Origin of the sequence: Enterobacter sp. R4-368 (assembly GCF_000410515.1) — a bacterium.
GTDB lineage: Bacteria > Pseudomonadota > Gammaproteobacteria > Enterobacterales > Enterobacteriaceae > Kosakonia.
In genome coordinates, this window is sequence record NC_021500.1 from 5,012,977 (window position 1) to 5,039,027 (window position 26,051).

Genomic DNA, 26,051 nt, shown 5'->3' on the forward strand with positions numbered 1-26,051 from the left:
ATCCTGGGCAGACGGGAGAGGGATGTATTGGGGAAGTGTCTGTATTTATTCATTTTCGGATTAAGGCGAGAGGGCGTTTGCGGTCAACAGCCGTACAAACAAACGGAAATGCAAACTGGCTGGCGGTTGTTTATTGGTTTGATTTCACGGAATTTTTCCTTATCTGTCTGACGAATACTTACCGTTTCACTCATTTACGCTCTGTGCTTTCGCTTATATACTCCTCACTCTGCTATCAGCAACCAGACGGATTTCATGTACCAGCCTGTCACTCTTTTCATAGGCCTGCGCTATATGCGCGGGCGCGCAGCGGACCGCTTCGGCCGCTTTGTCTCCTGGCTGTCAACCATTGGCATCACCCTCGGTGTTATGGCGCTGGTAACGGTGTTATCGGTGATGAATGGCTTTGAGCGCGAGCTGCAAAACAACATTCTGGGGCTGATGCCACAGGCCACTCTTACCACGCAAAACGGCTCACTGAATCCAGCGCAGCTGCCGGCAAGCCAAATCAAATTACAGGGCGTGACGCGAATTGCGCCGCTCACCACTGGCGATGTAGTGCTCCAGAGCGCGCGCAGCGTGGCGGTGGGGGTGATGATGGGCATCGATCCGGCGCAAAACGATCCGCTGACGCCATATCTGGTGAATGTCAAACAAAGCGATCTGCAAGCGGGCAAATACAACATTATCCTCGGTGAGCAACTGGCCGGTCAGTTGGGCGTGAACCGTGGCGATCAAATTCGCGTGATGGTGCCCTCTGCCAGCCAGTTTACGCCGATGGGCCGTTTGCCGAGCCAGCGTCTGTTCACCGTGGTGGGTACATTTGCGGCGAACAGTGAAGTCGACGAATACCAGATGCTGGTCAATATTGATGACGCTTCACGCCTGATGCGCTACCCGGCGGGGAATATCACCGGCTGGCGTTTATGGTTGAATGAGCCGCTGAAAGTCGATGTGCTCAGCCAGCAAACATTGCCGGAAGGCACCAAATGGCAAGACTGGCGCGATCGTAAAGGCGAGCTGTTCCAGGCCGTGCGGATGGAAAAAAACATGATGGGGCTGCTGCTGAGCCTGATCATCGCCGTTGCGGCATTCAACATTATTACCTCGCTGGGTCTGATGGTGATGGAAAAGCAGGGCGAGGTAGCGATTTTACAAACCCAGGGCTTAACCCCACGTCAAATCATGGCCGTGTTTATGGTGCAGGGAGCCAGCGCCGGGATTATTGGCGCATTGCTGGGTGCCGGGCTGGGCGCACTGCTCGCTAGCCAGTTAAATAACCTGATGCCGATTATTGGTGCCTTCCTTGATGGCGCAGCCCTGCCGGTGGCGATTGAACCGCTGCAGGTGATTGGTATTGCGCTGGTGGCGATGGCCATCGCGCTGCTCTCTACGCTTTATCCTTCCTGGCGCGCCGCCGCCACTCAACCCGCTGAGGCTTTACGTTATGAATAAGATCCTGTTGCAATGCGACAACCTGTGCAAACGCTATCAGGAAGGCAGTGTGCAAACCGACGTACTGCATGATGTCAGCTTTAGCATGGCGGAAGGGGAGTTAATGGCGATTGTCGGCAGCTCCGGCTCCGGTAAAAGTACGCTGTTGCACCTGTTAGGCGGGCTGGATACGCCAACCTCTGGCGATGTAATTTTCCGTGACCAGCCGATGAGCAAACTTACCTCGACCGCCAAAGCGGAGCTGCGTAACCGGGAATTAGGCTTTATCTACCAGTTCCATCATTTGTTGCCGGACTTCACCGCGCTGGAAAACGTGGCAATGCCGCTGTTGATTGGCAAAAAGAAACCAGCGGAAATTAATGAGCGTGCCCGGGAAATGCTGCGCGCGGTTGGGCTTGAACATCGCTCCAGCCACCGTCCTTCCGAGCTTTCCGGCGGCGAACGCCAGCGTGTGGCGATTGCCCGCGCGCTGGTCAACAATCCGCGCCTGGTGCTGGCAGATGAACCGACAGGGAACCTCGATGCGCGTAACGCGGACAGCATTTTCGAACTGCTGGGCGAACTGAACAAAATGCAGGGCACGGCTTTCCTCGTGGTGACACATGATTTACAACTGGCGAAGCGTATGAATCGCCAGTTAGAAATGCGCGATGGTCGCCTGAATACTGAAGTCACCCTGATGGGGGCCGAGTAATGGCCTCACCCCTCTCTTTACTGATTGCGCTGCGTTTTAGCCGTGGTCGCCGTCGTGGCGGCATGGTGTCGCTGATTTCGGTGATCTCCACCGTTGGCATCGCACTGGGCGTGGCGGTGCTGATTGTTGGTTTAAGCGCGATGAACGGTTTCGAACGTGAACTGAACAACCGCATTCTGGCGGTGGTGCCGCACGGTGAAATCGAGCCGGTGAATCAGCCGTGGACGAACTGGGACACAGCGCTGGAAAAAGTGAAAAAAGTGCCGGGCATTGCTGCCGCTGCGCCCTATATTAATTTTACCGGGCTGGTGGAAAGCGGTGCCAACCTGCGCGCGATTCAGGTGAAAGGCGTTGACCCGGCGCAGGAAACGCAGCTTAGCGCCTTGCCGAAATTTGTGCAGGGCGACGCCTGGCAAAATTTCCGTGCCGGTGAGCAACAGATCATTCTGGGTAAAGGCGTGGCCGATGCGCTAAAAGTGAAGCAGGGCGACTGGGTTTCCATCATGATCCCCAACTCCGATGACGCGCATAAACTGCTGCAACCCAAACGCGTGCGTTTGCATGTCACGGGCATTCTGCAACTGAGCGGCCAGCTTGATCACAGCTATGCGATGATCCCGATGCAGGACGCGCAGCAATATCTGGATATGGGCGGCAGCGTCACCGGCATCGACATCAAGGTAAATGATGTGTTTAACGCCAATAAACTGGTGCGCGACGCAGGGGAAGTGACCAACAGCTACGTCTATATCAAAAGCTGGATTGGTAAGTACGGCTACATGTATCGCGACATTCAGATGATCCGCGCCATAATGTATCTGGCGATGGTCTTAGTGATTGGCGTGGCCTGTTTTAACATTGTCTCGACGCTGGTCATGGCGGTAAAAGACAAGAGTGGTGATATTGCCGTGCTGCGTACGCTCGGGGCGAAAGATGGGCTTATCCGCGCCATTTTCGTCTGGTACGGTCTGCTGGCAGGCCTGCTTGGCAGCATCAGCGGTGTGGTGATCGGCGTTGTCGTATCATTGCAATTAACGCCAATCATTAACGTGATTGAAAAGTTGATCGGCCATCAGTTCCTGTCGGGAGATATCTACTTTATTGATTTCCTGCCATCGGAGCTGCACCCGCTGGATGTCGTCTATGTGCTGGTGACGGCGCTGGCGCTAAGCCTGCTGGCAAGCTGGTATCCGGCGCGCCGGGCGAGCAATATTGATCCTGCACGAGTGCTGAGCGGGCAGTAATTCCGCGTGGAACGGGCCACAACGAAGGAGTGGCAATGAATTACGGATTTGATATCGGCGGCAGTAAAATCGCGTTGGGCGTCTTTGACGCCAACCGGCGCTTACAGTGGGAAAAGCGCGTCGCCACCCCGCACGACAGCTATCAGACGTTTCTGCGCGCCATTGCCGATCTGGTTGCCGAAGCGGATGCGCATTTCGGTGTCAAAGGCAGCGTCGGCGTCGGTATTCCCGGCATGCCGGAAACCGCCGACGGCACGCTGTATGCCGCTAATCTCCCCGCCGCCAGCGGTCAACCGCTGCGCGCCGACCTTACTGCGTTGCTTGAGCGCAATGTGCGTATCGACAACGACGCCAACTGCTTTACGCTCTCCGAAGCCTGGGATGACGAATTCCGCCAGTATCCGCTGGTGATGGGGTTAATCCTCGGCACTGGCGTTGGCGGTGGGCTGGTGGTGAATGGCAAATCCATCTCTGGCCGTCGCTTTATCACCGGTGAGTTCGGTCATATCCGCCTGCCGGTGGATGCGCTGGGGCTGATGGGTTTTGATTTCCCGCTTACCCGATGCGGCTGCGGAAAGATCGGTTGTATTGAAAACTATCTCTCCGGGCGCGGTTTTGCCTGGCTGTACCGACACTTCTATCATCAATCCTTGTCAGCGCCGGAAATCATTACGCGCTGGGAACAGGGCGAGGCGAAGGCGCTGGCGCATGTGGAACGTTATGTGGATTTGCTGGCGGTGTGTCTGGGTAATATTCTGACCATTGTCGACCCGGATCTGCTGGTAATTGGCGGCGGTTTATCAAATTTCAGCGCGCTGACCCGGCTGTTGCCAGCGCGAATTGCGCCGCATCTGTTACCGGCAGGCGATGTACCACGTATCGAACGCGCGCGCCATGGCGATGCGGGCGGGATGCGCGGCGCGGCCTTTCTTCACCTCACTGACTAATCTGAGAGGATGCTATGCAATCGCGACGTTCACATCGTCTCAGCCGTTTTCGCCGTAACAAGCGCCGTTTGCGCGAGCGCCTGCGTCAGCGAATTTTTTTCAGAGACACAATGGTGCCAGGCGTAATGGAAAAACCAAGAGTCGTCGTTCTGACGGGAGCGGGCATTTCCGCTGAATCCGGTATTCGTACCTTCCGCGCAGCAGACGGGCTGTGGGAAGAGCATCATGTTGAAGACGTGGCGACACCGGAAGGCTTCGCCCGCAACCCGCAACTGGTGCAAACCTTCTATAACGATCGGCGCAGGCAGCTGCAACTGCCGGAGATTGTGCCGAATGCCGCGCATCTGGCGCTGGCGAAGCTCGAGCAGGCGCTGGGCGATCGCTTTTTGCTGATCACGCAAAACATCGACAACCTGCACGAACGCGCGGGCAATAAAAACATTATCCATATGCACGGCGAGCTGCTGAAAGTGCGCTGTTCGCAAAGCGGGCAGGTGCTGGCGTGGACGGGCGATGTCACGCACGATGACAAATGCCACTGCTGCCAGTTCCCGGCACCGCTGCGCCCGCATGTGGTGTGGTTTGGCGAAATGCCGCTGGGGATGGACGAGATTTACAGCGCGCTGGCAATGGCGGATGTGTTTATCGCGATTGGCACCTCCGGGCATGTTTATCCGGCTGCCGGGTTTGTGCATGAAGCGAAACTGCAGGGCGCGCACACCGTAGAGCTGAATCTCGAACCGAGCCAGGTTGGCAGCGAGTTTGAAGAGAAACACTATGGGCTGGCAAGCCAGGTCGTGCCGGAATACGTTGAAAAGCTGCTGAAAAAGCTTTAACCATCACCGCCATCCTTTTTAGCTAAGGGGATGGCGGTTTAGCGCTTTTTACTGACCTGTTCGCCACGCGCCAGCGTGTGACTATTGTGAAAATCCCTGGTAAGTTCCCCGTAAGACAACGCCCCTGATGATAGCGTTTCCACCGCTAACAGGAGCATCATCATGGGTGTTGTGCCACGTTGTGTTGTCGCAGCCAGTCTTATGTCTGTTGTTTTTGCCGCCCGGGCCGATGAACCGCCGGTTTGGGGAGTTGGCGTCGGCGTCATTAGCACGCAAAAGCCTTACCAGGATAGTGGCCGTCAGTACACCCCGATCCCGATTCTTCATTATGAAAACCGTTATTTCCGCTTTTCAGGCACGGCGGCTGAAGTCAAATTGCCCGCGCTACATCTGAGTGAAACCCAACAGCTCAATATCGGTCTAATAGCCCGTTACGATGGCGCAGGTTATTCGTCCGATGATGCCGATATCCTGAAAGGGATGGACAAGCGCAAAGGGGGATTCTGGGGCGGAGCGGGCATCGGGTGGCAAAACCCGGTGGTGGATCTGTTTACCGACTGGACTCACGATCTTTCCGATAACAGTCGCGGGCAGCGTTTACGCCTGGGCGCAGAAAAGCGCTGGCATCTGAGTGAGCAATTTACGTTGACGCCGCGGCTGGTCGTCAGTCGTTATAACAGCAGCTATGTCGATTACTACTACGGCGTGCGCCGCAGCGAAGCACGTCCGTGGCGGCCTGCATACCGTGCAGATGCCTCGATTAACACCGAAATGGGCGTACGCAGCCTGTACACATTCAATGAACATCACACGCTGATGGTTGACGTGGAAATGACGCTGCTGGCGGCGGAAATTAAGGACAGCCCGCTGGTGAACAGGACTAACGAAAACCGCATCTTAATAAGTTATCTGTACTATTTCTGATGAGCCGAATATTACTGATTGAAGATCACGACCACCTGGCGCGCCTGATTGCCAAAGGGCTGGCAGCGGCGGGCATCGCTGTGGATATTGTCGGGCGCGGCGATGCGGCCTGGGCGGCGATAGCACAGGTCTCTTATCAGGGGCTGGTGCTCGATCGCGGTTTGCCCGATGGCGACGGTATCCAGCTATTGCATCGCCTGCGCCAGGCGCAGGTCGCGATCCCGTGTTTGGTCCTCACCGCCCGCGATGCGCTGCACGATCGCGTCGAAGGGCTGGAGGCGGGCGCGGATGACTATCTCGCCAAGCCGTTTGCCATGGAGGAACTGGTGGCGCGCGTGCGTGCCCTGTTGCGCCGTCCGGTGCAAAGCCAGCCGCTGCAACCGGCGTGGGGCGATTTAATCCTTTCGCCGGAAGCCAGCATTATGCAGTGTGGCGAACAGCACATTGCGCTGGCACCTGCTGAGCTGCAAATCATGTTAGCGCTGGTGGGAAAGCAGGGCGGCGTAGTGCGCCGTAGCCGGATGGAAGCCGCCGGATGGGGTTTAAGCGATGCGGTGACGCCGAACGCGCTCGACGTCGCGCTGCACCGGTTAAGGCGTAAGTTAACGGCGATTGGTTCGCGCCTGCAGATTGTTAACCTCAGGGGATTAGGCTATGCCATCCGGGAAAAAACGTTGGCTGAATAGCCTTGCGCTGAAGATCCTGCTGGCGTTTGTCGCCGGGGCGCTGCTGAGTATTGCGTTGCTGGTGCTGTCTGGCCGGGTGGTGAAAGAGCGCTTACCGGGGATGGATCTTTCTGACTACACCCACCGGCTGGCTCAGGACTTGCAGTTTGACGCGCGCGGGCAGCCGACCGGGTTCAATAACGGCGACCAATTTCCACTGTGGATCTACCAAAGCATCACCGATGATGTGGCTTATCGCGTGCTGGATGGCGAAGGGCGAGTCGTGCTGATGTCGCCTGGCGCGCAGCACTGGCCGACGCTTGCACCGCGAGTATCACGAGAGTTTAAATTCACGCTTAACGGCATGATTTACGATGGTGCGACCGAACCGTATGTTCTTGCAGGCAAAACCTGGTGGATCCAGATGGCTGCCAGCTCGCGGATTATCGATTTTCTGCATCGCGGTTTTGCCTTACCGTTTATCCGCTTTGGTATCGAGTTGTTCAGCCTGGTGCTGCTGGTGGTCTTCGGGCTTTGTGCGTGGGTGACGCTGAAATATTCCCTCAAGCCGCTGCGCAATGTGTCGACGGAGGCGGCGCTAATCTCGCCGCGCTCGCTGGATGCGCGTCTGCAAACACGCGGTGTACCGACAGAGATCTCCCCGCTGATTGACAGCTTCAACCAGGCGCTGGCGCGACTGGAGAAGGGGTATCGTAATCAGCAGGATTTTCTGGCGAAAGCGGCGCATGAGTTAAAAACACCGCTGACGCTGATTCGTGCAGAAGTAGAAATGATGGAGGCCACGGAGGAGGCCCGTGAGCCGCTGTTGTTGCAGGTCGAACATCTGGCGCGTCAGGTTCAGCAGTTATTACTGCTGGCTGAGGCCAGCGAACCACTGAGCTACCAGTTTGCTCAGGTTGATGTCCATGCGATTGCCCGCGATTGCGTGCAGTTTCTTCAGCGTATCGCTTCAGATGCGCAGGTTTCGTTGACCTTATCAACGGCAGACGATCCGCTGCGCTGGCGCGCCGATCGCGGGGCGTTATTCACCCTGCTTAAGAACCTGATCGAGAACGCTATCCAGCACGCGCCGCCCGGTACGCCCGTGCATATTGCCGTCAGTGAAAATGGGTTTACGGTACGCGATGTCGGGCCGGGCGTGGCGGAAGACGAATTGCCGTTGCTGTTTTCGCGCTTCTGGCGCGGCGCGCATCGACGCGATAGCGGAGCTGGGCTGGGGCTGGCGATTTGCCATGAAATTGCGCTGGCGCACGGCTGGACGTTGCAGGCGGAAAATGCCAGACCGGGGTTGCTTCTGGCGGTGTCGACCGGGTGAGCGACCCGGTCGACGAAAGCGGTTAACGGCCCGCTTTTAACTTCTGGTAGTACTCTTCATAAATGGCGCTGGTGCTGCCGACATCGTTTTGCCATTCACCTTTCTGGATGGTTTCGGCATCCGGATAGAGGGATTTATCGTTTGCCACTTCAGGTTTGAGCAGCTTACGCGCCGCCAGGTTTGGCGTCGGGTAACCGATGGTTTCCGCGACCTGTTTGGCGATTTCCGGGCGCAGCAGGAAGTTAATCAATTTCAGCGCACCGTCGACGTTTTTCGCGTTTGCGGGAATCGATAAGCTGTCCATCCAGAAAATACCGCCTTCTTTCGGCCACACGACCTCCAGCGGCGTTCCCGCCTGGCGCGCAACCCAGGCGGAGCCATTCCACACCATCCCGAGATTCACTTCGCCTTCCATATACGGGTTCGCCGGGTTATCGGAGTTGAACGCCGCCACGTTTGGCATCAGTTTTTGCAGCTCTTTATAAGCCGCTTCAATCTCTTTCACATCGGTGGTATTGCCGGAATAACCAAGTTTGCGCAGCGCCATCTGGAACACTTCGCGCGCATCATCAGTTAACAGCAGGCTGCTTTTGTATTCCGATTTCCACAGATCTGCCCAACTGGTAATGGTTTTCGCATCGATGGCGTCAGTATTGACGCCGATCGCCGTCGCGCCCCAAATGTACGGAATGGAGTAATCGTTATTCGGGTCGAACGGCTTGTTAAGCATCTCGGGATCGAGATTGTGGAAGTTAGTCAGCTTCGTTTTGTCGATCTTCTGGATCATGCCCTCTTTGCGCATTTTGTCCACGAAGTAGGTCGACGGGACGACCAGGTCGTACGCGCCTTCTTTATAGGTTTTGAGCTTGGCGTACATTGTTTCATTCGATTCATACGTCGAATAGATAACCTTGATGCCGGTCTCTTTGGTGAACTGCTCCAGCAGGCCCGGCGGCACATACTCGGTCCAGTTATAGAAGTAGAGTGTTTTGTTGTCGTCAGCGTGTGCGGCGCTCATGCCGAGGGCAAGTGCGCCCGCCGCGAGCAGGTGGCGTGACCATTTTTTCATTCAAACGTCCCCTGAGTTAGAGCCTGTCTTGCAGGCTATTTTATTTGCCATTTCGGGTCCGGACAGTGCCCGAACGCCTAACGTTCTGCGGCTTCTGTGTGCTGTCCGCCCGAACTGGCTGCATCCATTACGCCTGGCGAGGCAGGCTTTTTGTTTTCGTCGTATCACGCGCAATCAACTGGCTGGCAATCACCAGTACCAGCGACAGCACCAGCAGGATCGTCGCCAGCGCGTTCACTTCCGGCGATACGCCGACTTTGACCATTGAGTAGATCTTCAACGGCAGAATTTCATATCCTGGCCCGGTGACGAAAGAGGAAACCACAACGTCATCCATCGACAGGGTAAAGCTCAGCAGCCAGCCTGCGGCGACAGCAGGCATCGCCAGCGGCAGGATGATTTTGCGCAGGATGGTCATCTCGCTGGCACCCAGATCTTTGGCCGCTTCCAGCATCCGCACATCAAACCCTTTCAGCCGCGAGAACACCGTGACCACCACAAACGGCAGGCAGAAGGTGATATGCGAAAACAGCAGCGACCAGAAACCCAGGTGTACGCCGAGCAGCATAAACAGCACCAGCAGGGAAATTGCCATTACGATATCCGGCGACATCATCACCACAAACAGCATGCCGCTGACAAATGGTTTGCCGCGAAAACGGTAGCGGTAAAGCGCCACGGCAGTCAGCGAGCCAATTAACGTCGCGAACGTTGCCGACAGCACCGCCATCGTCAGCGAGTGCTGCGCCGCCTGCAGCAGGCTGTCGTTATTCATCAACAGGCTGTACCACTGGGTGGAGAAGCCCTGCCAGTTGATGCCAAAGCGCGAGCTGTTAAAGGAGTTGACGATCAAAATAATGATCGGGATATAAAGGTAAGCGTAAATCGCGGTCATAAAACCGCCGCGCAGCAGTCGACCGATCATTCGAGCTCCACCTTTTTATTCAGCAATCGCGCGGCGCGCCAGTAAACCAGCAACATCAGCCCCATCACGATGGTCAGTGTGATGCTGGTTGCCGACCCAAACGGCCAGTCGCGGATGTTCAGAAACTGGCTCTTAATCACGTTGCCGACCAGCAGGTTTTTTGCGCCACCCATCAAATCCGAGACGTAGAACAGCCCCATGGCCGGCAGCATCACCAGCAAACAGCCGGCGACAATCCCCGGCATCGTCAGCGGAATAATGATGCGCATAAAGGTTTGCAACTTGCTGGCACCGAGATCTTTTGCCGCTTCCAGCAGCGGTTTATCGAGTTTTTCAATACTGGAGTAGAGCGGCATTACCATAAACGGCAGCAGAATGTAGACCAGCCCGATAATCACCGCGCCGGGGGTAAACATAATACGCAGCGGCGTATCGATAACGCCCAGCCATAACAGGAACTCGTTAAGATACCCTTTCGTGCTGAGGAAAATTTTCAGCCCATAAATGCGGATAAGCGAATTGGTCCAGAAGGGGACAATCAGCAAGAACAGCAGTAACGGACGCACCTTGGCGGGCAGTTTCGCCAGGAACCAGGCAAACGGATAACCCAGCGCCAGACACATCAGCGTGGCGATAAACGCCATGTTGAGCGAATGCAGCAGCACGTCGAAATAGAGCGGATCCAACAGCCTGGTGTAGTTGTCCAGCGTAAAGACCAGTTTGACGAAGTTAGCGTCGTCGCGGGTCAAAAAGCTGGTGGCGATGATCATCAGGTTGGGCAGAAAAACAAACAGTACAAGCCAACCGACGATGGTCGCGATCACGCCCTTCTGGAATTTACTTGTACTCTTCATCAGCCAGCACGACCTCCCAGCTCTCTACCCAGTTGATGGCCATTTTCTGGTCCAGCGAATGGTCAAAATCCGGGTCGTCTTCATTAAAGAACTCGCTGACCATCACCATTTTGCCGTTTTCCAGCTCGACCATCGATTCCAGCGTCATCCCTTTATAGTTACGTTCGCGCACGTAGCCAATCAGCCCTTCGGTTTCGGCAATATCATGGATCTCTTCGACGCGCAGATCTTCCGGGCGAAGCAGCACGTTCAGCTGCTGGCCTTTTTCCACCGCGAAGTTGACATGGATATTGCACTCGCGACCTTCGACGTTTGCCCGCACGCGGCTGTCGTCCAGACGCTCAATCACCGTGGCGCTGAAAATATTGATTTCACCAATAAAGCTGGCGACAAACAGGTTTTTCGGCTCTTCATAAATTTCGCGCGGCGTGCCGTCCTGCTCGATGCGCCCGTCGCGCATCACCACGATGCGATCTGACATGGTCAGCGCTTCTTCCTGATCGTGGGTCACAAAGACAAACGTGATACCGAGCTTGCGCTGCAACGCTTTCAGTTCGTTCTGCATCTGCTTGCGCAGCTTATAGTCAAGCGCGGAGAGGGACTCATCCAGCAGCAGTAAACGCGGTTTATTCACTACCGCGCGGGCAATGGCGACACGCTGTTGCTGGCCGCCGGAGAGCTGGTGCGGTTTACGCTGGGCGAACTCGTCAAGCTGCACCATACGCAGCGCTTCGGTGACGCGCGGGGTAATTTCTTGCGCCGGAGTTTTTTGCATCCGCAGGCCAAATGCCACGTTTTCGAACACGGTCATATGCGGGAAGAGGGCGTAACTTTGAAAGACGGTATTCACATGGCGGTGTTCTGCCGGAACGTGGGTGATATCCTGGGCATCAAGATGGATATGGCCGACATCAACGCTTTCGAGCCCAGCGATCAGGCGAAGAACCGTCGTTTTACCGCAGCCCGAAGGGCCAAGCAGCGTCAGAAATTCGCCGTTATTGATGGTGAGATTAAAATCAGAAATGACATTTTTGCCATCAAAGCTTTTGCGAATACCAGCCAGTTGCACCAGCGGTGAACGCGAACGCGATTGTGTGTTCAATTATTTACTCTGTCCCGTGTTTGCGCATCAAAAGTGATATCCGATGCGGGGTTTGTGATGAACCACCTTCAGGGTTGTGCACGATTTTAGGGCTGGCATTCTACGGCAAACCCATGAAATCGCCAATTGTTGTTCTCCTTTGACCGCGCAACACCGCATGTTCTCAACAATACTGACTACGCCGCGCGCAATTTTGAAAATATTGCCGTTTACGGGGTAAAAGTGACCTGACGCAATATTTGTCTTTTCGCGCTTACTGATAATGTTGTGACATTTTGTAGGGGGGCTTCATGGACAAATTATTAGAGCGTTTTTTGCAGTACGTTTCTCTGGATACTCAATCTAAGCCCGGCGTCCGCCAGGTGCCAAGCACAGACGGCCAATGGAAGCTCCTGCGTTTACTTCAGAACCAGCTGGAAGAGATGGGGCTGGAAAATGTGACATTAAGCGACAAAGGCACGGTGATGGCGAAACTGCCGTCGAATGTGCAAACGCCGGTTCCGGCCATTGGTTTTATTTCTCATGTCGACACCTCGCCGGATTACAGCGGCAAAAATGTTAACCCGCAAATTGTTGAAAACTATCGCGGCGGCGATATTGCGCTGGGCATTGGCGATGAGATCCTCTCGCCGGTGATGTTCCCGGTGTTGCACCAGATGTTGGGCCAGACGCTGATCACCACCGACGGCAAAACGCTGCTTGGCGCGGATGATAAAGCCGGCGTCGCCGAAATCATGACCGCGCTGGCGGTACTGAAAAAGAAAAATATTCCGCATGGCGATATTTGCGTCGCGTTCACGCCGGATGAAGAAGTGGGCAAAGGGGCGAAGCATTTCGACGTGGAGAAATTCGGCGCGAAATGGGCCTATACCGTTGATGGCGGCGGCGTGGGCGAGCTGGAATTTGAGAACTTCAACGCGGCGTCGGTGAACATAAAAATTGTTGGCAACAACGTGCATCCCGGCACGGCGAAAGGGGTGATGGTTAACGCCTTGACGCTCGCCAGCAAAATTCACGCGCTGGTGCCGGAAGAGGAGAGTCCGGAACAGACCGAGGGCTACGAAGGGTTTTATCATCTCACCAGCATTAAAGGCTCTGTCGATCGCGCCGACATGCACTACATCATCCGCGATTTTGACCGCAAAAACTTCGAAGCGCGTAAACGTAAGATGATGGAGATCGCCAAAAAAGTCGGCAAGGGTCTGCACCCGGACTGCTATATCGAACTGGTGATTGAAGACAGCTACTACAATATGCACGAGAAAGTGGTCGAGTTTCCGCACATTCTGGACGTGGCGCAACAGGCCATGCGCGACTGCGATATTGAGCCGGATCTGAAACCGATCCGCGGCGGCACTGACGGGGCGCAGCTCTCGTTTATGGGATTACCGTGTCCGAACCTGTTTACCGGCGGTTATAACTACCACGGTAAACATGAGTTTGTGACGCTGGAAGGGATGGAGAAAGCGGTGCAGGTGATTGTACGCATCGCCGAACTGACCGCCAAAGCTGAGTAAACCTTCTTCTATTGCCCGGTGGCAAGCACCGCCGGGCAACCTCAGGCATTAATCTTCAAAGAACCAGTAACCGCTGTTAACCAGCGCCGCAAGCATGGCGAGGAACGAGGGATCTTCCAGCGCATCGCCGAGCAGATCTCCCGTCAGCACGATATGGCTGGCGAGTGCCTCCAGCGCCGGGCGATGTGGAGAGTTGATCCGCTCGCCGTTGGCGAACACATCTTCCCCGATTCGCAACACGCGCAGGCCGCCAAGGCGCACCAGTTTGTCGCCTTGTTGCAGCGCATCATAGATCTCATCCGGTTGATAAGGCGGCTCTGGCGGCGCAACATCCAGTTCGTGTCGTGACTGGGAGATAAATTCGCCCATCCACTCCCTGAACTGCTCCGGTTGATTAATCAGCTCAAGCATCATTTCGCGCAGTTTATCCAGTTCGTGCGGCAAAATATCTGCCGGATGGTCGCGCAGCTGCACGTCGGGATCGCTGTAACGCTGGCTGCCCAGCTCGCGTTGCAGAACATAATCGGCGAAGCCGCTAATCAGCTCGCGACCGCTTGGCGCACGGAAACCTACCGAGTAGTTCAGTGAGTTTTCCAGCGAATAGCCTTCGTGCGGAAATCCTGGCGGAATATAGAGAATATCGCCCGGCTCCATCTCTTCATCAATAATCGCCTCGAACGGATCGACCTGAAGCAGATCCGGATGCGGGCAGTGCTGCTTGAGCGGCGTTTTCTCGCCGACACGCCAGCGACGACGGCCGGTTCCCTGAATGATAAACACATCATACTGATCGAGATGCGGGCCAACACCGCCGCCGGGCACGGAGAATGAAATCATCAGATCGTCTGTGCGCCAGTCGGGCAGAACCCGGAACGGGCGCATCAACGCGGCGGCCGGCTGATGCCAGTGGTTTACCGCCTGCACCAGCAGCGACCAGTTGCTCTCACCCAGGTGATCGTAACTTTCAAAAGGGCCGTGCCCGACCTGCCATTTGCCATCAAGGTGGCTAACCAGCCGGCTGTCCACTTCATTTTCCATTGCCAGCCCTGCCAGCTCATCGGGGCTTATCGGGTCGACGAAATTCTTAATGCCACGCTTCAGCACTACCGGGCGTTTTTGCCAGTAGCGTTGAATAAAGTCTGGCCAGTTTATCTCTACGTGATATTCCATATGCGTTTCCGGCAAATAATCAGTGGCTGAATAAAGGATCATAGTAATGCTGATATGTCATTTTGTCTGCGTAACAATGTGACATAAAAGTAAAAAGGAGCCGTAACGGCTCCTTTTTGTTCTTTTTGCCCGCGTTGTTACGGTGGAAGATCAATCGTTGGCCGTTATCGTCTGCTGACGGCCAAAAATTACCTCCATTTTTGCGCCACCGAGCAGGCTTTCACCGGTCAGGATCTGCCCTTCGTACTGATCAACAATTTCTCGCGCCACCGCAAGCCCGACGCCCTGGCCGGGGCGTAACGTGTCGGCGCGCTGCCCGCGATCAAACACCATCTCGCGTTTCGCCGCAGGAATTCCCGGCCCGTCATCTTCCACCAGAATATGCAGCGTATCGTCGGTCTGCCGGGCAGAAACTTCGACAAACTCCAGACAGTATTTGCAGGCGTTATCCAGCACGTTGCCCATTACTTCCATAAAATCGTTTTTCTCGCCGACAAAACTGATTTCCGGTGAAATATCGAGCGTAATATTGACGCCTTTGCGCTGATACACTTTATTCAGCGCCGAGGTCAGGCTGTCGAGCAGGGGCGCGACCGGGTGCAGTTCACGGCTGAGCAAACCGCTGGAACCGCGCATGGTTGCCCGGTGCAGGTAGTAGCCAATTTGCTGGGATATCCGGCTGATTTGCTCCAGCATCACTGGCTCAGCATCGCTGACGGTCATTTTCTCGCCGCGCAGCGATCGCAGGGTACTTTGCAGCACCGCTAACGGCGTTTTCAGGCTGTGCGTCAGATCGGTGAGGGTGGTGCGGTATTTGTCGTACCGCTCGCGTTCACTTTTTAACAACCGATTGAGGTTGCTCACCAGACTGGTGAGCTCGCGGGTGGTTTCCGGGTTGAGCTGTTCGCGATGGTGCTCTTCCAGCTCGCGCACTTCGCGCGCCAGATCTTCAATCGGCCGCAAGCTCCACCACGCCGCCAGCCATAACAGCGGCACCACTAACAGCAGGTTGGCGGCGAGCACGTAAACGAACCAGCTCCACACCATATAAGAGCGTTTAAGCTCAATGGGGATGGTATCGACCACCACAATGGTTAACTGCGGCATGTGCGCCGTTGCCGGGTAGATATTCACCGCCACCGAGTGCGTCATCTCTGAGCTGCTGTCATCTTCGCGGATCTCTTTCAGCTTCTGGGCAATCGAGTGATCGTCATCAACCAGCGTACTACTGTTATCGACATCGGCTTCTATCTCATGAAAGCCGTTAGCGGTAAGCCAGTCCGGCTCGATCAGATTTTGCAGCCACGGTACGTCTTTCTGCGACCAGATAAGATTCCCCTGCTGATCGTAAATCAGCGCCACGGTCGGGCTTTGCAAATTGAGGGTGTCAGGCAGATCCACACTGAGTTTATTGTTATCCCAGTGCGCCAGGGTATAAAACAGGTTGCTCTCGCCGCGCAGCAGGCGGAAGGTCGTTTTGTCAAAGCTGACACTATAACCCACCAGTGCCACCATACCGTAGGCCAGAGAAAGCACCATCACAACGGCGGCTGTGGCGAGTAAAAAACGAACCCGCAGAGAGAGCGGCAGAAAATGCCGCAGCAGGCGTCTCATTTCGGCAGTTCGAACAGGTAGCCCTGGCCGCGCACGGTAGTGATAACGTCGTCAGGATAGAGCGTCTGGATTTTCTTACGTAACCGCCCCATCAAAACGTCGATTGTGTGGCTCTCGCGCAGTTCAGCGTCGGGGTAAAGCTGCAGCATCAGCGAATCTTTGCTGACCACTTTGCCGCTGTTGCGGATAAGCGTTTCCATAATGGTGTATTCAAAAGCGGTGAGTTTTACCACGTCGTCATTAATAGAGAGTTCGCGACGGGAGAGATCGACCTGGAACGGCGGCATGGAGATCAACTGAGACGCGAGGCCGCTGTTGCGGCGCATCAGCGCCTGGATACGCGCGACCACTTCTTCGATGTGGAACGGTTTGGTGACATAGTCATCTGCACCGGCGCTCAGCACTTCCACTTTATCCTGCCAGCCTTCACGCGCGGTAAGCACCAGCACCGGCAGCGTGACGTCATGGCTGCGCCAGCGGCGGATCAGCGACAGACCGTCTTCATCCGGCAGACCGAGATCGACAATGGCGATGTCCGGCAGATGTTCGTTAAGAAAGTAATCCGCTTCCTTTGCATCTTCTGCGGCGTCGACCTGATGTCCTAACTCCTGCAACTGAACCTTTAAATGGTGACGCAACAGAGCATTATCTTCCACAACGAGTACGCGCATCGTCAGAACTCTCCATATATTTTTGATATAAATAGTTTAACGCTGATTGTGGTGCGCAGGGGATAAACATTTCTTAAACCGGGGGAGAAAGAAACCCTCTTTCGCGGCGGAAAGAGGGCTAACAGCAACGGCGGGGGATTATTTCAATTCATCAACCATAGTGATGGCACGACCAATATAATTGGCCGGGGTCATCGCTTTCAGGCGCTCTTTTTCGTTTTCCGGCAGCGCCAGGCTATCGATAAACTGCTTCATGCCTTCGGCATCAACGCGTTTACCGCGGGTCAGCTCTTTCAGTTTTTCGTACGGTTTTTCGATTCCGTAGCGGCGCATGACGGTCTGGATCGGCTCGGCCAGCACTTCCCAGTTATGATCCAGCTCATCAAGCAGGCGGTCGCGGTTCACTTCCAGTTTGCTCACGCCTTTCAGCGTTGACTGGTAGGCAATCAATGCATAACCCACACCAACGCCCAGGTTACGCAGCACCGTGGAGTCGGTCAGATCGCGCTGCCAGCGGGAAACCGGCAGTTTGCTGGCCAGGTGCTGCAACACGGCGTTGGACAGCCCAAGGTTGCCTTCTGAGTTTTCAAAGTCAATCGGGTTAACTTTGTGCGGCATGGTTGAAGAGCCAATTTCACCGGCGATGGTTTTCTGCTTGAAGTGGTTCAGCGCAATGTAACCCCAGATATCACGGTCGAAATCGATGAGGATCGTGTTGAAACGCGCCATGCAGTCAAACAGCTCGGCAATATAGTCATGCGGCTCAATCTGCGTGGTGTACGGGTTCCACTGAATACCCAGCGAGGTGACAAACTCTTCGCTGAACTGATGCCAGTCCACTTCCGGGTAAGCGGCGATATGGGCGTTATAGTTGCCGACCGCACCGTTGATTTTGCCCAGAATTTCCACCTGGTTAAGCTGGCGGAACTGGCGCTCCATGCGGTAAGCCACGTTCGCCATCTCTTTACCCAGCGTCGACGGCGTTGCCGGCTGGCCGTGAGTACGGGAAAGCAGCGGGATATCGCGGTACTGAACGGCCAGATCTTTTACCGCCTCGATGATCTTGCGCCAGTACGGCAGGATCACTTCGTCGCGCGCGGTTTTCAGCATCAGCGCGTGAGACAGGTTGTTGATGTCTTCTGAGGTACAAGCGAAGTGGATAAATTCAGAAACGGCGTGCAGCGCCGGGATCCCTGCCACTTTCTCTTTCAGGAAATACTCCACCGCTTTCACGTCATGGTTGGTGGTGCGTTCGATGGTTTTGATGCGCGCGGCGTCTTCTTCGTTGAAGTCTTCAACGATTTTATCGAGGTAACCGTTTGCGTCGGCAGCAAAAGCAGGAACTTCCTTGATCGCCGCGTGGGTCGCCAGTTTTTGCAGCCAGCGTACTTCAACCTGAACGCGAAATTTCAGCAAACCGAATTCGCTGAAGATGCCACGCAGTGCGCTGACTTTATCGCCGTAACGTCCATCGACAGGGGAAACGGCGGTCAGGGAGGATAATTCCATAAGTCACAACTCCGGGAGGTTAACAATGAGCGAGAATTTGTTTGGCCTGCGTCGACAGGCGATTTCGGGAAAACATTAACTGTAGACGACCGCCGCCAACCTGGTGCCACAGCACCGCAGCGCGGATACCGGCCAGCAAGGTGGCGCGGACTTTCGCCTGCACCTGCGGGCTTTGCAGCACGGCAGGCGAGCCGGTGACCTGAATACGCGGTCCCAGCGGGCTGATAACGTCTACATAGATGGCGGCCATTGCGCTCAGCAGCGTTTCTGACTGCAGGTCAAAATGCTCTAACTGGCGCTGCAAACCGGCGATGCGGTTACCGAGCGTCTCCATCGCGCCTTTGCTGGCGGCGAGCTTGCGTTCCAGCACCATCATACTGAGCGTGTAACGGGTCAGCTCACCGTTCAGCCCCTGGCGGTTGCTGGCGTTCAGCACGCCGAGCAGCGTTTCCAGCCCGGTACGCAGGTTGGTTTCGCTGCCGCCAAAGACGCCTAAGGTGGAGTCCGGGTTCAGGTCGATTACGCTATTTAACGAGACATGCAGCGCATCTGCGTCGCAGTGTCCCTGGTGCGCCAGTTGCTGCACCAGACGAGCCGACTGGCAAATTCCCGCCAGCGCCAGGGTAATATCGTAATAGTTCTTCGCCACACTCACTCCTTTATCTGCCCGCCAGACATCACTGCTGCGGGCGTTGGCCAGTCCGGTTGTGCAAAAGGTCTTTTAAAGGGGCAGCGGCAGGCGCTGCTCAATAATACCGCCGCCGAGGCACACTTCGCCCAGGTAGAACACCGCAGATTGCCCCGGTGTAACGGCGGCAACCGGTGCATCGAAGCGGACATCAATGCGATCATCATCCAGCGCGGTAACCGTGCAGGGAATATCTTCCTGGCGATAACGTGTTTTTACCGTGCAGCGCAGCGTACCTTTCAGCGGCTCGCGATCGACCCAGTGCAGTTGTTGAGCGATCAGCCCGACAGACATCAGACGCGGGTGTTCATGACCCTGGGCGACAATCAGAATGTTGTTCTCAACATCTTTATCGACCACGTACCACGGCTCTTCGCTGCCTTCTTTAGTGCCGCCGATGCCCAGCCCTTTACGCTGGCCGAGCGTGTGATACATCAAACCCTGGTGCTCGCCGATCTCTTCCCCGTCGACGGTAAGGATTTTACCCGGCTGGGCGGGCAGATAGCGGCCAAGGAATTCGCGGAATTTACGCTCGCCAATAAAGCAGATACCGGTCGAGTCTTTTTTCTTCGCTGTAATCAACCCCAGCTCTTCGGCGATTTTACGCACCTGCGGCTTTTCAAGTTCGCCAACCGGGAACAGGCTCTGCGCGATCTGCTCGTGACCGAGCGTATACAGGAAGTAGCTCTGATCCTTATTGCCATCAAGACCGCGCAGCAGACGGCTTTTGCCGTCGACGTCGGCGCGGCGCACGTAGTGGCCGGTGGCAATATAGTCGGCGCCCAAATCTTCGGCGGCGAACTCAAGGAAGGCTTTAAATTTAATCTCTTTGTTGCACAGAATATCCGGGTTCGGCGTACGTCCAGCTTTATATTCAGCCAGGAAATGCTCGAACACGTTGTCCCAGTATTCTGCGGCGAAATTGACAGTGTGAAGCTCAATGCCGAGCTTGTCGCAAACGGCCTGCGCGTCGGCGAGATCCGCCGCTGCAGTGCAGTATTCCTCGCCGTCATCCTCTTCCCAGTTCTTCATGAACAGGCCTTCCACCTTGTAACCTTGTTGTTGCAACAGGTAAGCGGAAACGGAAGAGTCGACACCGCCGGACATGCCGACGATCACTTTTTTTGGGCTATCAGACATAGAATACTCGCGACTAAGAACTTCAGGGCGGCGTATTCTAGCACGGGCTGGCGGCTCAGGCATCCCCTGTAAACGGCCAGTTAAATTCTGCGATGGTTTCCAGCGGCAGACGCTGGCCGGTCTGGTAGCATCGAATGCTCTCCGCAACCAGCGGCGAACGCAGGTTTCGCGCGTTCAGGATCTCGTCCGCGGTGACCCAGTGGCAGCAATCGATATCGCTGTCATGGGGTTCAGTGGCGCACATTTCGTTAAGCTCGACGGCAAATAAAAAACGCAGGAACGGCGTGTGATCCGGCGCCAGCCACTGGTGCATCCGGATAAAGTGTTGCGGTTCGGCGTGAATACCCGTCTCTTCCCACAGCTCACGCTTTGCCGCTTGCAGCAGGGTTTCATCGGCTTCGAGGTGGCCGGCGGGCTGATTCCACAGTGCCTTGCCGCGAATAGTTTCTTCGACGACCAGAAATTTACCCTGCGCGTGTACCACGCAAGCGACAGTTACATGGGGTTTAAACATCATAGCCTCCCTGGTTAAGCGTCACGCCATTCGCCAGTGGCGAGGTTATCCAGCGTGTAGTTTCCCATAGCGTAGCGGATGAGGCGCAGGGTAGGGAAGCCAACATGCGCCGTCATGCGCCGCACCTGGCGGTTACGACCCTCATACAGGGTGATTTTCAGCCAGGCGGTAGGAATCGATTTGCGCTCGCGAATGGGGGGATTACGCGGCCACAGCCAGCCCGGCTCCTCTACGCGCTCAACGCCAGCAGGCAGTGTCGGGCCGTCGTTCAGCGTTACCCCTGTACGCAGCGCTTCAATTGCAGCCGGTGTCGGTTCGCCTTCCACCTGCACGTAATAGATTTTGCCGGTACGTTTGCCCGGTTGCGTCAGGCTTGCCTGTAGCGCGCCATCATTTGTCAACACCAGCAGCCCTTCACTGTCGCGATCCAGGCGGCCTGCGGCGTAAACGCCCTGTACCGGAATAAAATCTTTCAGCGTGCTGCGTCCGGCTTCATCGGTGAATTGTGGCAAAACATCGTAGGGTTTATTGAACAGAATCACGCGTTTTGGTTGGTTTTGTGGTTCAGACCTGGTGGCTTGTCGTGAGCTGAATCGCTTAAGGCGGTGATTTCTAAAAGAAGTTTTGTTCATGGTATTTTCAGTAGTTATCAATTGCCGCATTATAGCTGAATCACGATTGCCTTTCATGGAGCCTGAGTATCGGTTAGTATGTTCGGGCTCATTACAATTCATTAACAAAAACGGTTTGCTCTGTGTGAATCACGTAACAGGTGAGCGGACGCAGTCTGAGCGCCCCGGCATGAAGTCAGCGAGCAAACAACCAGAAGCGCTCGAAGGAGAGGTGAATGGAAAGCAAAGTAGTTGTTCCGGCGGAAGGTAAAAAGATCACCCTGCAAAATGGCAAGCTCAACGTTCCGAATAACCCGATTATCCCGTTCATTGAAGGTGACGGTATCGGCGTGGACGTGACCCCGGCGATGCTGAAAGTGGTGGATGCCGCTGTGGAGAAAGCCTATAAGGGCGAGCGTAAAATTTCCTGGATGGAAATTTATACCGGTGAGAAATCTACCCATGTTTACGGCCAGGACGTCTGGCTGCCGCCTGAAACACTTGATCTGATTCGTGAGTATCGCGTTGCGATTAAAGGCCCCCTGACCACGCCAGTTGGCGGCGGCATCCGTTCTCTGAACGTTGCGCTGCGCCAGGAACTGGATCTGTACATCTGCCTGCGCCCGGTACGTTACTACGATGGCACGCCGAGCCCGGTAAAACATCCGGAACTGACCGACATGGTCATCTTCCGTGAAAACTCAGAAGATATTTACGCGGGTATCGAGTGGAAAGCCGACTCAGCCGAGGCAGAGAAAGTGATCAAATTCCTGCGTGAAGAGATGGGCGTGAAGAAAATTCGCTTCCCGGAACATTGCGGTATCGGCATCAAACCGTGCTCCGAAGAAGGCACCAAGCGCCTGGTGCGCGCCGCGATTGAATACGCAATCACTAACGACCGTGATTCTGTAACGCTGGTGCACAAAGGCAACATCATGAAGTTCACCGAAGGCGCATTCAAAGACTGGGGTTACCAGTTGGCACGCGAAGAGTTCGGCGGCGAACTGATCGATGGCGGTCCGTGGCAGAAAATCAAGAACCCGAAAACCGGTAAAGAGATCATCATTAAAGATGTGATTGCCGATGCGTTCCTGCAACAGATCCTGCTGCGCCCGGCAGAATATGACGTTATCGCTTGTATGAACCTGAACGGTGACTACATCTCCGATGCCCTGGCGGCGCAGGTTGGTGGTATCGGTATCGCTCCTGGTGCGAACATTGGCGACGAGTGTGCGCTGTTCGAAGCGACTCACGGCACTGCGCCTAAGTACGCAGGTCAGGACAAAGTGAACCCGGGTTCTGTGATCCTTTCCGCAGAGATGATGTTGCGTCACATGGGCTGGGTTGAAGCGGCTGACCTGATCGTTAAAGGCATGAGCGGCGCGATTAACGCCAAAACCGTGACCTACGATTTTGAACGTCTGATGGAAGGCGCTAAGCTGCTGAAATGTTCAGAGTTTGGCGACGCGATTATCGCGAACATGTAATCCAGTTTCTGGGTTAAACAAGAACGGGAGCCGGATGGTTCCCGTTTTTATTATTAGCTTTTGAACGGTTATCAAAATTTTATCAAACTAAGTTATCAAAATATCGTGGTTGCAATCCGCCAAGCTAAGTAGTTACCTTAACGGCAATCACTGAGTAATCGTCTATGGGAGGGCCATTCTCGATACGCTTTTTTAGGCTTGAACAGAATCTAGAAGGTTCTGACAAGGTATTTACAGAAAACCGCGGCCTTTTTTCCCAAAAATGATGAGCCCCGTCAGACATTAAAATGAGAATCAAATTTTGATTGTCATCATAAAGTTCTTCTAATGGTATTTTCATCATGCTGTAATTTAAATCAATTGTTTTAGAAATTGCCGTTGTTAGTAAATTTTTTCCTTTGGCATTTTTTAGTTGTCGCGAGCTGAAGATACCTTCATCAATAAGCATCTGATGCTGAGTATGATCTTTTGTCAGTTGTTTTAATTTATTGTCTTTTTTGACATATAAACGACAATCTCCTACATGCGCGATTTTCAGATGTCTATCTGTAATATAACAAAGGGTTAATGTTGTTGCTGCATTTGTAAGTTCACTATTTTGAATGCTTAATTCATTGACAGCTTCTTTAAGACCTGTGAAAAGATGCTCGAAATTACTAATAATTAAATTATTTGAGTTTTCATATAAAAATGAAATAACCTTTTCTGAAGCTTCTTTACCTCCTGTATAACCTCCTAAGCCATCAGCAATGGCAAATAAATAACCATCATTTATTTTTATTGGTGGAAGTATGGTATCTTGATTAAGCTTGTTTAGCTCTTTTGATATGGTGAGAAAAGAAGCTGAAACGATATCAATCATTTGCTCTGCTCCATATGTTTATTAATATCATTTAGAAGTTGCTCTGCATTTAAGTATCGTCTTTGCAGTCTTCTATCAGTACATTTAGCAACGATATCATCAAATCCTGCGATGTTTAACTCTTCAAGTACTATTCCTATAGAAAAGATATCAGATTGGTTTGAATAACCATTGATCACTACATTGTGATCGAAGTATCGAGGAGTTCGTGGAAAATGGCCAACTTGCGTTAAAATTTGGCTAGCCTCATCAGGATCCATATGCCTTGCCAAACCAAAATCTGAAATTTTATATATACCGTCTGGACACTTTAAAATGTTCTGAGGTTTAATGTCTCTATGTAAAAAACCTTTCGAGTGTATATGTGCAACACCTCTGGTAATCATTTGTGCTATCTTTATTTTATCAGTTTGCTGTAATGCACCAGTTTTTATTTCATCGTCTAACGTGCATTCCCCTAGTTCCATTACATACCATAAAGGCTGAGATATTAAGTTGCACAATACTATTCTCACCACATTTGTATGCAAGCAGGCATCTTGCGACATAACTTCTCGACGAAAACGAGCTTCAAGCAATGGATCGGCATGATGGTTTACAAGAATTTTTCTTGCAAAGTCACCGCAATCCTCTTTCTTTAAATTTCTAATCGTCACTTTTTCGACATTGCCGAAACTACCTTCCCCAAGCCCATTATGAGGCTCAATAAAGTAACTGCCATGTGGAATCATTAAAACCCTCCGAAGTAGGTATCAATCCTTTTAGTAACAAAATACCCATCTCATCCGGATTTATCTCATTTAAGTTAAAATTCATTGAACTTAATCAACATTTAGAGCTAATTGATACGTGAATCGCCACGGGTTTAACAGACACCTCAGAGTCATTTAAGATGACTTAAAGAGAGGTGCCCATGAGCGGTAAGCGTTATCCTGAAGAGTTTAAAATTGAAGCAGTCAAACAGGTTGTTGATCGTGGTCATTCTGTTTCCAGTGTTGCAACACGTCTCGATATCACCACTCACAGTCTTTACGCCTGGATAAAGAAGTACGGCCCGGATTCTTCCACTCATAATGAACAGTCAGATGCTCAGGCCGAGATCCGCCATCTTCAGAAAGAGTTGAAGCGGGTTACGGACGAACGGGACATATTAAAAAAAGCCGCGGCGTACTTCGCAAAGCTGTCCGACTGAGGTACGCCTTTATCCGCGACAACAGCCGTTGCTGGCCTGTTCGTTTGCTCTGTCGGGTTCTGGATGTCCATCCGGGTGGATTTTATTTCTGGCTTCAGCAGCCGCATTCGCAGCGTCACCAGACAGACCAGATGCTGACCGGGCAGATCAAACAGTTCTGGCTTGAGTCTGGCTGCGTCTATGGTTATCGCAAGATCCATCTCGATCTGCGTGATACCGGGCAGCAGTGCGGAGTGAACCGGGTCTGGCGGCTGATGAAGCGTGCCGGAATAAAAGCTCAGGTTGGGTACCGTAGCCCACGAGCACGTAAAGGCGAAGCCAGCATCGTGACACCCAACAGGCTCCAGCGGCAGTTCAATCCGGACTCACCTGATGAGCGTTGGGTGACGGACATAACCTACATCCGAACCCACGAAGGCTGGCTGTATCTGGCCGTGGTGGTTGACCTGTTCTCCCGAAAAGTTATCGGCTGGTCAATGCAACCCCGCATGACAAAAGAGATTGTCCTGAACGCATTACTTATGGCGGTGTGGAGGCGTAATCCTCAAAAGCAGGTACTGGTTCACTCTGATCAGGGCAGTCAGTACACGAGCCATGAGTGGCAGTCGTTCCTGAGATCACACGGTCTGGAAGGCAGCATGAGTCGTCGCGGTAACTGCCACGACAACGCGGTTGCGGAAAGCTTTTTCCAGCTACTGAAACGCGAACGGATTAAGAAAAGGATCTACGGAACGAGAGACGAAGCCAGAAGCGATATTTTTGATTACATCGAAATGTTTTATAACAGTAAGCGTCGGCATGGTTCGAGCGAGCAGATGCCACCGGCTGAATATGAAAACCTGTATTATCAACGGCTCAGAAGTGTCTAGATTATCCGTGGCGATTCAAAATGTCGGCATCGCGAAAGCCAAAGAGAGCTTGAGGGATATAGCAAACTCTCCAAACTTCGGGCCTGGTGACATAGATTATTATTTTACACAGCGGCGGAGGGAGTACGCTGCTATTGGCTTACAAGCTGCCGAAAT

Annotated in this window: 25 protein-coding genes; 11 read left to right on the top strand and 14 right to left on the bottom strand. The window is 53.8% G+C overall.

Annotated elements, in window-relative coordinates; translation table 11 throughout:
• Window positions 1–255: 255 nt before the first annotated feature.
• From lolC to H650_RS23435, 8 genes are all read left to right on the top strand, one after another.
• Entirely contained in the window at window positions 256–1,455 is a 1,200-nt protein-coding gene (gene lolC / locus H650_RS23400) for a lipoprotein-releasing ABC transporter permease subunit LolC (protein ID WP_020457472.1), read from the top strand.
• Complete coding sequence (gene lolD, locus H650_RS23405; RefSeq protein WP_020457473.1) at window positions 1,448–2,149, top strand: lipoprotein-releasing ABC transporter ATP-binding protein LolD; 702 nt, start codon at window positions 1,448–1,450, stop codon at window positions 2,147–2,149. The genes lolC and lolD overlap by 8 nt, the downstream gene beginning before the upstream one ends.
• Entirely contained in the window at window positions 2,149–3,393 is a 1,245-nt protein-coding gene (gene lolE / locus H650_RS23410; RefSeq protein ID WP_020457474.1) for a lipoprotein-releasing ABC transporter permease subunit LolE, read from the top strand. Before lolD ends, lolE begins: the two co-directional genes overlap by 1 nt.
• 35 nt (window positions 3,394–3,428) lie before the next feature.
• Window positions 3,429–4,340, top strand: a complete 912-nt coding sequence (gene nagK, locus H650_RS23415; RefSeq protein WP_020457475.1) for an N-acetylglucosamine kinase — start codon at window positions 3,429–3,431, stop codon at window positions 4,338–4,340.
• Window positions 4,341–4,354: 14 nt separating this feature from the next.
• Entirely contained in the window at window positions 4,355–5,176 is an 822-nt protein-coding gene (cobB, locus tag H650_RS23420) for a Sir2 family NAD+-dependent deacetylase (protein ID WP_020457476.1), read from the top strand.
• Window positions 5,177–5,338: 162 nt separating this feature from the next.
• Entirely contained in the window at window positions 5,339–6,100 is a 762-nt protein-coding gene (locus tag H650_RS23425) for a MipA/OmpV family protein (RefSeq protein WP_020457477.1), read from the top strand.
• Window positions 6,100–6,786, top strand: coding sequence for a response regulator transcription factor (locus tag H650_RS23430; protein WP_020457478.1), 687 nt, complete (start codon window positions 6,100–6,102; stop codon window positions 6,784–6,786). Before H650_RS23425 ends, H650_RS23430 begins: the two co-directional genes overlap by 1 nt.
• A complete protein-coding gene (locus tag H650_RS23435; protein ID WP_020457479.1) occupies window positions 6,755–8,101 on the top strand; it encodes a sensor histidine kinase in 1,347 nt (448 codons plus the stop codon). The genes H650_RS23430 and H650_RS23435 overlap by 32 nt, the downstream gene beginning before the upstream one ends.
• 22 nt (window positions 8,102–8,123) lie before the next feature.
• Here H650_RS23435 and potD read toward each other — a convergent pair whose 3' ends face one another.
• From potD to potA, 4 genes are all read right to left on the bottom strand, one after another.
• Entirely contained in the window at window positions 8,124–9,170 is a 1,047-nt protein-coding gene (gene potD, locus H650_RS23440; protein WP_020457480.1) for a spermidine/putrescine ABC transporter substrate-binding protein PotD, read from the bottom strand.
• 127 nt (window positions 9,171–9,297) lie between these two features.
• Entirely contained in the window at window positions 9,298–10,095 is a 798-nt protein-coding gene (gene potC, locus H650_RS23445) for a spermidine/putrescine ABC transporter permease PotC (RefSeq protein ID WP_020457481.1), read from the bottom strand.
• On the bottom strand, window positions 10,092–10,949 hold the full coding sequence (gene potB / locus H650_RS23450; protein WP_044489627.1) for a spermidine/putrescine ABC transporter permease PotB: 858 nt from the start codon (window positions 10,947–10,949) through the stop codon (window positions 10,092–10,094). Before potB ends, potC begins: the two co-directional genes overlap by 4 nt.
• Window positions 10,933–12,051, bottom strand: a complete 1,119-nt coding sequence (gene potA, locus H650_RS23455) for a spermidine/putrescine ABC transporter ATP-binding protein PotA (RefSeq protein WP_020457483.1) — start codon at window positions 12,049–12,051, stop codon at window positions 10,933–10,935. The genes potB and potA overlap by 17 nt, the downstream gene beginning before the upstream one ends.
• A gap of 290 nt (window positions 12,052–12,341) precedes the next feature.
• Between potA and pepT the strand changes: the two genes are divergently transcribed.
• The gene (gene pepT, locus H650_RS23460; RefSeq protein WP_020457484.1) at window positions 12,342–13,568 is read left to right on the top strand and encodes a peptidase T; all 1,227 of its coding nucleotides are present in this window, start codon (window positions 12,342–12,344) and stop codon (window positions 13,566–13,568) included.
• A gap of 48 nt (window positions 13,569–13,616) precedes the next feature.
• On the opposite strand, the gene H650_RS23465 is transcribed toward pepT, so the two are convergent.
• From H650_RS23465 to rluE, 8 genes are all read right to left on the bottom strand, one after another.
• Window positions 13,617–14,738 (bottom strand): ribosomal protein uL16 3-hydroxylase, encoded by a 1,122-nt coding sequence (locus H650_RS23465; RefSeq protein ID WP_020457485.1) that lies wholly within the window; start codon window positions 14,736–14,738, stop codon window positions 13,617–13,619.
• A 150-nt stretch (window positions 14,739–14,888) separates the two neighbouring features.
• The gene (gene phoQ / locus H650_RS23470) at window positions 14,889–16,352 is read right to left on the bottom strand and encodes a two-component system sensor histidine kinase PhoQ (RefSeq protein WP_020457486.1); all 1,464 of its coding nucleotides are present in this window, start codon (window positions 16,350–16,352) and stop codon (window positions 14,889–14,891) included.
• Window positions 16,349–17,023 (bottom strand): two-component system response regulator PhoP, encoded by a 675-nt coding sequence (phoP, locus tag H650_RS23475; RefSeq protein ID WP_017456462.1) that lies wholly within the window; start codon window positions 17,021–17,023, stop codon window positions 16,349–16,351. Before phoP ends, phoQ begins: the two co-directional genes overlap by 4 nt.
• Before the next feature lie 138 nt (window positions 17,024–17,161).
• Window positions 17,162–18,532, bottom strand: coding sequence for an adenylosuccinate lyase (gene purB, locus H650_RS23480; RefSeq protein WP_020457487.1), 1,371 nt, complete (start codon window positions 18,530–18,532; stop codon window positions 17,162–17,164).
• Between the two features lie 19 nt (window positions 18,533–18,551).
• A complete protein-coding gene (gene hflD, locus H650_RS23485) occupies window positions 18,552–19,181 on the bottom strand; it encodes a high frequency lysogenization protein HflD (RefSeq protein ID WP_020457488.1) in 630 nt (209 codons plus the stop codon).
• A 72-nt stretch (window positions 19,182–19,253) separates the two neighbouring features.
• Window positions 19,254–20,360, bottom strand: coding sequence for a tRNA 2-thiouridine(34) synthase MnmA (mnmA, locus tag H650_RS23490; protein ID WP_020457489.1), 1,107 nt, complete (start codon window positions 20,358–20,360; stop codon window positions 19,254–19,256).
• A gap of 55 nt (window positions 20,361–20,415) precedes the next feature.
• A complete protein-coding gene (locus tag H650_RS23495) occupies window positions 20,416–20,874 on the bottom strand; it encodes an NUDIX hydrolase (RefSeq protein WP_020457490.1) in 459 nt (152 codons plus the stop codon).
• A 14-nt stretch (window positions 20,875–20,888) separates the two neighbouring features.
• Complete coding sequence (rluE, locus tag H650_RS23500; RefSeq protein ID WP_044489834.1) at window positions 20,889–21,536, bottom strand: 23S rRNA pseudouridine(2457) synthase RluE; 648 nt, start codon at window positions 21,534–21,536, stop codon at window positions 20,889–20,891.
• A gap of 185 nt (window positions 21,537–21,721) precedes the next feature.
• Here rluE and icd point away from each other — a divergent pair, with 185 nt between their 5' ends.
• A complete protein-coding gene (icd, locus tag H650_RS23505; RefSeq protein ID WP_020457492.1) occupies window positions 21,722–22,972 on the top strand; it encodes an NADP-dependent isocitrate dehydrogenase in 1,251 nt (416 codons plus the stop codon).
• A gap of 124 nt (window positions 22,973–23,096) precedes the next feature.
• Here the strand turns inward: icd and H650_RS23510 are convergent, their stop codons facing one another.
• Both H650_RS23510 and H650_RS23515 read right to left on the bottom strand, forming a co-directional pair.
• Window positions 23,097–23,834 carry a PP2C family protein-serine/threonine phosphatase gene (locus H650_RS23510; protein WP_020457493.1) on the bottom strand — a complete coding sequence of 246 codons (738 nt, stop codon included), beginning with the start codon at window positions 23,832–23,834 and terminating at the stop codon, window positions 23,097–23,099.
• A complete protein-coding gene (locus H650_RS23515; protein WP_020457494.1) occupies window positions 23,831–24,565 on the bottom strand; it encodes a protein kinase domain-containing protein in 735 nt (244 codons plus the stop codon). The genes H650_RS23510 and H650_RS23515 overlap by 4 nt, the downstream gene beginning before the upstream one ends.
• A gap of 182 nt (window positions 24,566–24,747) precedes the next feature.
• On the opposite strand from H650_RS23515, the gene H650_RS23525 reads away from it, so the two are divergent.
• Window positions 24,748–25,895 (top strand): IS3 family transposase gene (locus tag H650_RS23525; protein ID WP_110093664.1). Its coding sequence is split into 2 segments (ribosomal slippage): window positions 24,748–24,985 and window positions 24,985–25,895, totalling 1,149 coding nucleotides; the frame shifts between segments, so codons are not numbered across the junction.
• The last annotated feature ends 156 nt before the right edge of the window (window positions 25,896–26,051 follow it).

Coding starts and splice junctions, on each gene's coding strand:
- nagK (WP_020457475.1), top strand. CDS start 3,429: ATGAATTACGGATTTGATATCGGCGGCAGTAAAATCGCGTTGGGCGTC.
- H650_RS23425 (WP_020457477.1), top strand. CDS start 5,339: ATGGGTGTTGTGCCACGTTGTGTTGTCGCAGCCAGTCTTATGTCTGTT.
- lolE (WP_020457474.1), top strand. CDS start 2,149: ATGGCCTCACCCCTCTCTTTACTGATTGCGCTGCGTTTTAGCCGTGGT.
- pepT (WP_020457484.1), top strand. CDS start 12,342: ATGGACAAATTATTAGAGCGTTTTTTGCAGTACGTTTCTCTGGATACT.
- H650_RS23510 (WP_020457493.1), bottom strand. CDS start 23,834: ATGATTGATATCGTTTCAGCTTCTTTTCTCACCATATCAAAAGAGCTA.
- H650_RS23465 (WP_020457485.1), bottom strand. CDS start 14,738: ATGGAATATCACGTAGAGATAAACTGGCCAGACTTTATTCAACGCTAC.
- potC (WP_020457481.1), bottom strand. CDS start 10,095: ATGATCGGTCGACTGCTGCGCGGCGGTTTTATGACCGCGATTTACGCT.
- H650_RS23430 (WP_020457478.1), top strand. CDS start 6,100: ATGAGCCGAATATTACTGATTGAAGATCACGACCACCTGGCGCGCCTG.
- rluE (WP_044489834.1), bottom strand. CDS start 21,536: ATGCGGCAATTGATAACTACTGAAAATACCATGAACAAAACTTCTTTT.
- H650_RS23435 (WP_020457479.1), top strand. CDS start 6,755: ATGCCATCCGGGAAAAAACGTTGGCTGAATAGCCTTGCGCTGAAGATC.
- potB (WP_044489627.1), bottom strand. CDS start 10,949: ATGAAGAGTACAAGTAAATTCCAGAAGGGCGTGATCGCGACCATCGTC.
- lolD (WP_020457473.1), top strand. CDS start 1,448: ATGAATAAGATCCTGTTGCAATGCGACAACCTGTGCAAACGCTATCAG.
- potD (WP_020457480.1), bottom strand. CDS start 9,170: ATGAAAAAATGGTCACGCCACCTGCTCGCGGCGGGCGCACTTGCCCTC.
- icd (WP_020457492.1), top strand. CDS start 21,722: ATGGAAAGCAAAGTAGTTGTTCCGGCGGAAGGTAAAAAGATCACCCTG.
- phoP (WP_017456462.1), bottom strand. CDS start 17,023: ATGCGCGTACTCGTTGTGGAAGATAATGCTCTGTTGCGTCACCATTTA.
- H650_RS23495 (WP_020457490.1), bottom strand. CDS start 20,874: ATGTTTAAACCCCATGTAACTGTCGCTTGCGTGGTACACGCGCAGGGT.
- mnmA (WP_020457489.1), bottom strand. CDS start 20,360: ATGTCTGATAGCCCAAAAAAAGTGATCGTCGGCATGTCCGGCGGTGTC.
- phoQ (WP_020457486.1), bottom strand. CDS start 16,352: ATGAGACGCCTGCTGCGGCATTTTCTGCCGCTCTCTCTGCGGGTTCGT.
- H650_RS23515 (WP_020457494.1), bottom strand. CDS start 24,565: ATGATTCCACATGGCAGTTACTTTATTGAGCCTCATAATGGGCTTGGG.
- purB (WP_020457487.1), bottom strand. CDS start 18,532: ATGGAATTATCCTCCCTGACCGCCGTTTCCCCTGTCGATGGACGTTAC.
- lolC (WP_020457472.1), top strand. CDS start 256: ATGTACCAGCCTGTCACTCTTTTCATAGGCCTGCGCTATATGCGCGGG.
- cobB (WP_020457476.1), top strand. CDS start 4,355: ATGCAATCGCGACGTTCACATCGTCTCAGCCGTTTTCGCCGTAACAAG.